This window comes from Leucobacter salsicius M1-8, assembly GCF_000350525.1.
GTDB classification, from domain to species: Bacteria; Actinomycetota; Actinomycetes; order Actinomycetales; family Microbacteriaceae; genus Leucobacter; species Leucobacter salsicius.
In genome coordinates, this window is record NZ_AOCN01000018.1 from 78970 (window position 1) to 88288 (window position 9319).

5 protein-coding genes are annotated in these 9319 nt (G+C 61.9%); all 5 read left to right on the plus strand.

Going from position 1 to position 9319, the window contains the following annotated elements:
* Window positions 1–21 precede the first annotated feature (21 nt).
* The 5 genes from C795_RS0107695 to C795_RS0107715 all read left to right on the plus strand — a co-directional run bounded on the left by C795_RS0107695 (window position 22) and on the right by C795_RS0107715 (window position 9286).
* Window positions 22–1374: an MFS transporter gene (locus C795_RS0107695; RefSeq protein ID WP_026139528.1), complete on the plus strand. Its 1353-nt coding sequence runs from the start codon at window positions 22–24 to the stop codon at window positions 1372–1374.
* A 75-nt stretch (window positions 1375–1449) separates the two neighbouring features.
* A complete protein-coding gene (locus C795_RS0107700; RefSeq protein ID WP_017793179.1) occupies window positions 1450–3027 on the plus strand; it encodes a zinc-binding metallopeptidase family protein in 1578 nt (525 codons plus the stop codon).
* 277 nt (window positions 3028–3304) lie between these two features.
* A complete protein-coding gene (locus tag C795_RS16585) occupies window positions 3305–5110 on the plus strand; it encodes an Ig-like domain repeat protein (RefSeq protein WP_017793180.1) in 1806 nt (601 codons plus the stop codon).
* 115 nt (window positions 5111–5225) lie between these two features.
* Entirely contained in the window at window positions 5226–8312 is a 3087-nt protein-coding gene (locus tag C795_RS0107710; protein WP_017793181.1) for an HtaA domain-containing protein, read from the plus strand.
* A 47-nt stretch (window positions 8313–8359) separates the two neighbouring features.
* Window positions 8360–9286 carry an HtaA domain-containing protein gene (locus C795_RS0107715; protein WP_017793182.1) on the plus strand — a complete coding sequence of 309 codons (927 nt, stop codon included), beginning with the start codon at window positions 8360–8362 and terminating at the stop codon, window positions 9284–9286.
* The last annotated feature ends 33 nt before the right edge of the window (window positions 9287–9319 follow it).

Below are 9319 nucleotides of genomic sequence, written 5' to 3' on the forward strand. Positions count from 1 at the left end.
TTCAAGCAAGGGAGCTTTCATTTGGCTATATCGACTGTCCAAGGTTCATCGCATCGCCGTGCGTTGAAATCGGGGTTTGCTGCCGCAGTAGGCACCACGATCGAGTGGTATGACTTCTACGTCTACGCGATTGCCGCCGCTCTTGTCTTTCCGACCGTATTCTTCCCTGACCTCGACCGAGGCCTGGGAACGCTCGCGTCGTTTGGCACCTACGCGGTAGCGTTCTTCGCACGCCCACTGGGCGGCATTCTCTTCGGGCATATTGGCGATCGCTTCGGTCGCAAGCCTGCGCTCACGAGCACGCTCCTGCTCATGGGCGTCGCCACGGTTTTGGTGGGCTGCCTGCCCGGTTACGCAACAATCGGGATCATGGGCCCGATCCTGCTCATCGTGCTGCGCGTTGCGCAGGGTCTTGCCGTTGGTGGAGAGTGGGGTGGCGCAAGCCTGCTCTCGGTTGAGAGTGCTCCGCCCAAGTTCAAGACGTTCTACGGTGGCTTCACGCAGCTGGGCAACCCGCTCGGTGCGCTCATGTCATCGGGTGCATTCTGGATCCTGGCGCTCATGGGTGACGACGTGCTGATGGCATGGGGCTGGCGTTTGCCGTTCCTGTTCAGCTTCGTGCTGATCGGTGTGGGCCTCTGGGTGCGTTACCGCGTAGAGGAAAGCCCTGTATTCGAGGCCAAGATTGAGGGCCAGACGCAGTCGACTCCGTTGCTTTTCGCGATCCGCAACAACTGGGCCCCGATGCTTGCCGGTTTCTGCATCGTCGCAATCGCCTCGGGCGGCTACGTGGTCGCTACGACCTTCGTGCAGAACTACGCCACGAGCCCCGAAGTTGGACTTGCGGCCGCGGTGATTCTCGGCGCAATGACGGTCGCCTCGTTCGTGGAGGCAATCGTGACGTTGCCGCTGGCGCTCCTGGGGGACAAGGTGGGTGCCAAGTGGATCATGTACGCGGGTATTTCGCTCTCATTTGTTGCGGTGATTCCCCTGGTGCTGTTCATCGAGGACCACAACGTTGCGATGATCTACCTGTTCGTTTCGGTGCTGCGTCTCGCGCTCAGTGGTGCATGGGCGCCGCTGTCAACGCTGATGGCTCAGATGTTCCGCCCGCAGGCCCGCTACACCTCGATGTCGCTCTCGTACGGCGTCGGTGCCGCGGTCTGGGGAGGTCTCTCGCCCGCAATCGCGACCGGGCTCCTGACGTGGACCGGCAACTTCTGGTCAGTGATCTGGTTCTTCGGATTCCTTGCGCTGATCGCCCTGATCGGAACGTACTTCGCTCCGCAGCACTCAGATGAAGCACCGGTGACGAGCTCATTCAAGCCGCGCCTGGACACCGCTGCAGTCGGCGTCGGCGCCAGCACTCGCTAGAACAGCAACAGCAACAGCGCACTCGCGCCTGGCCTGCTCAACAAAATATTTACGAATTGAAACAGAGGAAGAAACGTGACGGAACTGAACGCGGCAGCCAAGCTGACCGCAAAGACCTGGATCGATGATCACCTTGAGCAGCTCACCGAATGGCACACGGTCATTTGGGAGCTCGCAGAGCCAGCCTGGCGCGAGTACCGGTCGCAGCAGTGGTATGTCAACCTGCTGCGTGCCGAGGGCTTCGAGGTCGAAGACGGCTCGGCGGGCATGCCGACAGCCTTCAGCGCACGCTGGTCGAATGGTGACGGCCCCACGCTGCTGACCTATGCCGAGTACGACGCGGTTCCCGGCAACAGTCAGGCCGCGTCGACGAGCGAGGAGCCCCGTGAGGGTCTCTCTCGCTTCGCGCCGGGCCACACCGACCCGCACTCGGTGCTGGGCATCTCGACCCTCGCCGGAGTGCTCGCGACTAAGTACGCGATGGAGCAGCACGGCATTCAGGGCGAGCTGCACTACACGGGTGAACCCGCCGAGAAGATGCACGGCTCGAAGGTGGTCCATGGCCTGCAGGGGTACTACGACGACGCAGACGCCATCGTGTCGTTCCACCCGTTCTACATGCTGCCGCTATGCAACACGACCCGCTGGGACACCCAGTGCGGCGCGTACTACAGCAAGGTTTACAGCTTCATTTGTGACCACCCCGAGTCGTGGCAGCTGTCGAGCGCCGACCCGAACTCGCCGATCCCGGCTTCGCACTCGGCCGCCCGGGCCCCCGGTGCAAACCTCTCAATGACGCAGATGTATTCGTCTTCGCGCGCAATGCTGGATTCGATGCTGCCATCGACGGGCGGTTGGAGCTTCTCTGACGCGATTCTCACCGATGGACAGGCGACCGCAGACAACCTGCCGCAGCGGGTCGCTCGCGTGCAGTTCTCGTGGCGCACGGCCGACATCGAGATGGCTGAGCACATTCTCAAGGTGCTCGACCGCAACGCACAGGCCGCTGCCATGATGGGTCACTGCGAGGTCGAGGAGCGCTGGATCGCCCGCAGCCGCCCGGGCCGCACGAACCACGCGATGGCTTCGGCGCTCTACGCCAACCTCGAAGATGTTGGCGCCCCCTCGTACGGCGAGGAGGCGATCGCTGTCGCCCACGAGATTCAGCGCACGCTGGGGCTCGAGCCGAGCGAGAAGCCGTTCTTGGCCGAGACCGAACAGCTCATTGCGCCGCAGGAGGCAGAGCGCCTCCTGCGCGAGCACATGCCCGCGTGGCAGCGCAACTGGACGAGCGATGACTACGTTGAGATGAGCCACTATGCACCGCTCGTGCGGTTCTATGTGTCGCGCCCGGCTCTCCAGCCCGTTGAAGGCGCGGGCCCCTACCCGGCTTGGGTGATGAACGCGATGGGGGGCATTCCCGAGACGATTGCCCCCACGATCGCGACGGCTGGCAAGACCATCTCGGGCACCTTCCTCGATCTGTTCACGAAGCCCGAGCTGCTGGCCGAGGCCAAGCGTGAGTTCGACGAGCGAGTTGCGAGCGAGCCGATGCCGGCGCTGCTGCCCAAGGACTTTGTGGCGCCGATCGACCTTCCCTGGCCCGACTATCGGCCGGCGCTCGATGGCACGCACGAGCACCGCCACTGGTAAATCGAGATGAGATCGCTCACCAGATAAACTTGAGTCGGTAGCGACGATGATGAGGTGCCCGAAGCAGAAATGCTCCGGGCGCTTCTGCTTTCTAAGCACTCGGTTCCGGATCGCGTGAGCGACTTCGATCAGTCGTTTTTGCGACTCCGACTTGCATCATCCGATGAAGTTCGTCAGACTATTCACTGGTCGCCCAACTTAGGGCTGCCTAAGTTAAGTCGGATGAGCCACACCGCGCGGGTCGTGGCTCCTCAAGGTTCAAAGGAGTGCGCCCGCGATGAATACACAGAAGAGTACGAGGAAGAAGTTTACTTCCCTGCTCGCGACCGCGACTGCTGCGCTGGTGGCCGTAGGCGGAATGGCACTGGCTCCCTCGGCGGCGTTTGCTGACGAACCAGCGGCACCCGCTGTGAGGGTTTCAAAGACCACGCTCAACCCCGAAGGCGATCTCATCACCGTAACGGGCTCTGGCTTCCTTCCGAACGCCCCGTTAACAAACGGTACCCGCCCACCTTTGCTTGGCAAGTTCGGTGGGTCTTATGTCGTTTTTGGTTCATTCCTAGATGACTGGAAGCCGTCGAAGCCAGAGGATCCTGCCCCGTCAAGCGCCCGTAAGGCGCTGGTGCAGAAGTGGGGTGTGCACGCCGCGGATATGGCCTCAATTGGTGGCCCACAGAAGGGCGCAATTGAAATCAAGCCAGACGGTACTTTCTCTGCGAACTTGGTCGTCTCAAAGAATGATGCTGAGGCATTGGCAGATGGCAATTACGGTATCTACACCTATGGTGGCGGCGGGGCAGTGTACGCACCATTTGAGACCTACACCCCTCTTGCCTTCAACGAGAACACGCCCGCTCCCGCGGTAACTGCCTCTGCAGATGGCGTGCGAGGCAAGCTGAACGTGACATTCAGTCTTGCAAACATCAACTCGAGCACCGGTGCCTACATCTCTCTGATTGAGGCGGGCACTGCAGACCAGCTTTCGCAGACCAACCTTGGCATTGAGTCCGACTGGGTTATGCCTGGGGAGTTCGTATCGGGGGCAGCCACGCGCACGTTGAGCGTATCCGCCGACAAGCTCGACCGAGACAAGCAGTACGAGATTGTCTCGTGGAAGGGGCATACCTTCCCGAACGCTGGTGAAGTTTACGCGCTCGGCACTCCGCTCGAAGTAGCTCCGGAACAGTGGGACAAGGTTTTTGCACCCGCTGATGTGAGCACTACGACTCTCAAGGCTTCCAAAGATTCAATCACCGAGGGAGACACCGTTGATCTCACTGCGACTGTCTCTGTCGCAGCGGGCGCCGCTCAGGGCAACGTAGCTTTCTTCTCTGGAACGACGCAGATCGGTACCGCTCAGAAGTTGGCATCGAGTAAGGCCACTCTTAAGGCAGTCAAGCTCGCTGCAGGAAGCCAGAAGATTGTTGCAAAGTTCACCCCTGAAGATGTGAAGCAAGCTACACCCTCCGAGTCTGCGGCCATCACTGTGACTGTCAAGGCGAAGCCCGAGGTAAAGGCCCCGTTCACCGACGTGAAGAAGGGCCAGAAGTTTTACAACGAGATCGCTTGGATGTACACCGCAAAGGTGACAACGGGCGTGAAGCAGGCCGACGGTTCGGTTAAGTACATGCCGAAGGCGAACGTCACCCGCGGGGCTATGGCTGCGTTCCTGTTCCGCCAGTATGGTGACAAGAACTACCAGGCTCCGAAGACCTCGAAGTTCACCGACGTGAAGTACGGTGACAAGTTCTACAAGGAAATTGCTTGGATGGACTCGAAGGGATACTCCACTGGCGTAAAGCAGGCCAACGGTTCGGTCAAGTACATGCCGAAGGCAAACGTTACGCGTGGAGCCATGGCTGCCTTTATCTACCGCATCGAAAAGGGTGCCGGGACCGGCAAGAGTGTTGTGTTCAACGACGTGAAGCCCGGCCAGAAGTTCTTCAAGGAGATCAACTGGATGAGCGGTACTGGCATCACCACCGGAATCAAGCAGAGCAACGGCACCTACAACTACGCCCCGAAGGCGAACGTCACGCGCGGGGCAATGGCAGCATTCCTCTACCGTGCCGACAAGCTGTAACACCGGCGTTGCACGCTAAACCCCATTAGCGCGTAAAGGTGTGTGCATGAGTTATGGCCGACTCATGCACACACCGTTTCGCAGTTTGATCCACAAGATTTCCCAGGAGTATTGCATGTCTGCACGATCACGACTCATCCGACTGTGTTCAGCCACGGTCGTTTCCGCATTTATTGCGGGTGCAGCGATGCTCACTGCTCCGACCGCATTTGCGGCTGATGGAGACACGCCAACAGCTGAACCCGTGGTCGAGGCTATTCAGTCCGTCGAGCCCACCACACCCGTAGAGCCTGAAGAAGCGGAACCCGGAGCACCCGAGGCCACAGAGCCGGTCGCTCCAAACGACCCTCCTGCTCCCGTTCCCACCGATCCTGGTGTCGAAGAAGACGCCACTGTCGAGGCCCAGTCCACTGAGGAACCTCAGCCCGCCGGGACACCCGAGGTCGTACGAGTTGCTCCCAACTCCGATGCCAAAGCGCTGGCAGAGAACGCCGTCCAGGTGACTGGTGGGTCTCTGGAGTGGGGCATCAAGAAGAGTTTTGTTGACTATGTGGCGAGCGCTGGGAGCGTCGCCGGCCTAGGCTCCACGGCAGTTACAGATGACCACTTCGTCTGGAACGCCGGATCCGGCAGTTTCAGCGTTGATGGTACGGGATCCATCGCTTTTCCCGCCGCTGATGGCGTTCACTTCGAAGCTCATGGCGGTGTGCTTGACCTCGGCTTCACCCACCCGCGCATCGAACTCACCTCGTCCACTACCGGCAACCTGTACTTGGACGTTGCAGTAAGTGGTAACGTCACCCCCGGCGTTCATTTTGCAACGCTCACATTTGCCGCGGCGACTGGATCTGGCGCTGAACGCGTGTGGTCGAACGCGGCTGTATTGCTCACCGCCGACGGCGCCGCTGCCTTCAACGGTATGTACCAGGCAGGCACTGCGCTCGACCCCATGACGTTCTCAACGCTGAACTCTCAGGTGGCGCCCGCGACAGCGACCGCCACTGTGATCGAGTCCGACAAGTCGAGCATTACGGAGGGTGACACCGTCACTCTTGCCGCGACCGTAAGCCCAGCAGGTGCAGCTGGGACCATTCAGTTCTTCAGCGGCACAACCAAGCTCGGCACGCCGGTAACAGCTGATAGTGGCTCGGCGACGCTCACCACTTCCAAGCTACCCGTCGGTAACCACGAGATCTCAGCACAGTTCACCCCGAACGACCCCGAGACGTTCGCCAGCTCAGTGTCGTCGAATTCGGCTCAGGTACGCGTTCTTGCAAGGCCCGCAGGCCCGACCTCAGTATCAGTAGCAAACGCGACCCTGAGCTGGGGCGTGAAGGAGTCGTTCCGCAACTACCTGGTAGGGCCGATCGCACACGGCTCTATTTCTACGCTCGGCTCGACAACACAGGCACGCGCTAACGGCGTCTTCAGCTGGTCAGGCGGCACCGGAACCGCGATGTCTGACGGTAGCAAGGCCAACGTAGCCTATGGCTCAGGCAACGGCATATACCTGCGGGGTCATGGAATGACGGTCAACGGTGAGCAAGCGTTTGCGCTAGACATGGCCCTCACCAACCCCCGGATCGTCATCACCTCCGCCACTAAGGGCGAGATTCGCATGGATGTTTCGGGGCGCGAGTTCGTGGGAACGACATCAGTCGGCCCCAAAGTCGACCTTAAGCAGGCAGTCATTGCGACGCTCGAGTTGCCAGCTCCGTCAGCGAAGGGCAAGACGCTGTCCTGGGCCAATGTACCAGCTACCCTCACTGCAGCAGGGTCAGATGCTCTCGGCGGTTTCTATAACGCAGGCGAAGCGCTTGACCCCGTCACCTTCTCGTTCAACACCGACACGGCTGTGACCGGCAAGAAGCCCACCTCGACCACGCTCACTGCCTCAGCGACGTCGATCAAACACGGGGGCACGGTCACGCTCACCGCCGCAGTGAAGCCCGGAATCGCGGGTACCGTGGCGTTCTCTGCCGGCGGCAAACAGCTGGGCGGCACCGTCGCGACCGCGAACGGTCTGGCCAGAACATCGCTCAAGCCGGCTGACGGAGTGCACTCCGTGACCGCCACGTTTACTCCCAAAGACTCGACCTATGGCCACTCCGTCTCGAACTCTGTCAAGGTGACGGTCGAGAAGAAGCCAGTGACCCGCCCAGACACCAAAGTGCCCGCCAACGGCGCCAAGGCCGCCGGATCCCTCAGCTGGGGCGTGTCAACGGCGTTCGCCGACTACGTCACCGGTCCCATCGCCAAGGGCAGCGTCTCTACGAGCGGCGTCGGGTCCTCTGGCGGCGCCTACCTATTCCCGCAGGCCAGCGGAGGCAGCTGGAACTCCACGACCCAGACCGGATCGGTGCAATACTCGGGCACCGTTACCTACACGGGCCACCACGGTCTGCTGCGCGAGGGTGTCTCTAACCCCATGATCCAGGTCACCGGCCCCACCACCGCCGTGCTCTACTCGGGCGGAGCCCAGTGGGCCACGCTCGATCTGGGGGCGGCGACCAAGTCAGTAGGCTCGAACGGCGAAGTGACCTGGAGCGGGGTGCCCGTTAACGGTGGATTTACCGGAGGCGCGGGCGGTGGCAGCAGCTACAGCCTGCCTGCGGACGGTCTCAGCTTCACCGTGGGGGCAGCGAGCGGGGCAAGCTACGGATCAACATCGGTCAGCAACGCAGATAAGAAGCGCACGGTCGCCGAGACTGCACCCACGACCACTGGGATCCGGATCTTGACAGCGGCCGATCAAATTGCCGCGGGGTCAGAACTCGAGTTCGAAGCTGTTGGCTTCGAACCGGGCGAGCGCGAGATGATCGTTGCGATGTACCCCGGCCTGATCGTGCTCGACGAGGCGGCGGGCGCGAACGACAGTGGAACTGTGCGATGGTTGGGCACGTTGCCAGAAGACCTCACACCGGGGGAGTACACCATTACCCTGCAGGGCAGCACAGATGCTGGCGCTGTCATTACCGTCGCAGATGAACAGGACGCGAAGGTTGCGAAGCAGAAAGAGCGCGATGCTGAGGCGCTACTCGCTGATGGGGTCGCCGGCGACGCGCTTACCACCGCGGGCATTGCCGCGGCCTCGACCGGGCCCGTGTGGCTCTGGTGGGCGGGCGCAGGCGCGCTGCTGCTCATTGCAGCAACCATGGGCGGCCTGGTGGCGCTGCAGCGTCGCGCGGGCACCCAGTCATAACCCCTAGCATTGTTCTCAACACCATCGCCTTTCAAGGAGCAACTAGCGTGCACTCTCATCCTCGCAAGAACCGCAACCTGTCTGCCCGATTCGCAGTAGGTCTGGGCGTCGGCGCAATTGCGGCGGTCGGTCTCGTGAGCCCGGCCATTGCGGCAACGTCAAGCCCAGCCAGGACCATTGACCAGCCCTCGTGCGAGGTGTCGGCAGGCATCCTGACTTGGGGTGTCAAAGAGAGCTTCCGCTCATACATCAGCGGCAGCATCGCCAACGGCGAGTGGACCGTCAGTGACGACATGCGGTACGAGACGCCGAGTTTCATTTGGGACAAGGTCGCGGGCGGCGTCACGCCCGGGCTCGAGGCGGGTGAGATCGGCTTCACCGGGGCCGTGCACTTCACCGGTCACGACGGGGCCATGGCCCTTGACCTGGCGAACCCAAAGATTGAGTTCGCTGCAGACGACACTGCGTACCTGCTGCTCGATATCGGCTCAAGCGATGCGACGAACCCTGACTCAAGCGCCGAGCAGACCGGGGTGCGCGCCGCAAAGCTTGACCTGGCGACCGCGGTGACCGCGGGCGGCAGCGAGCTCTCGATCGAAGGCGCTGTGCCTCGCCTCACCGCCGAGGGCGCCACAGCACTCAACGGCGCCTACGGCAGCTATGTGGCAGGCGAAGAGCTCGACCCGATCACCCTGGCGGCCACGGTCGCAGGTTGCGAACTGGGAGAGCAGGCGGCGGTGGCTCCCGAGGAGCCCGAGCAGATCCCGCTCGACCCCGCAACCCCGGTCGCGGCCGAGGCCGATGCGCCCCAGATCCCGTGGCTGCCGGTCGGCATCGGTGCTGTCGCCCTGCTCGTGATCGGTATCACCGGAGGCATGCTGCTGGGAGGCCGCGGCAAGAAGCGCACGGGCGATCCGGGTTCCAGCGTCGATTCTGGCGACGGATCTGGCGACGGATCGAGCGCTTCCGAGTAGCTCAGTTCCCAAATATGCAAGAACCCGCTGACT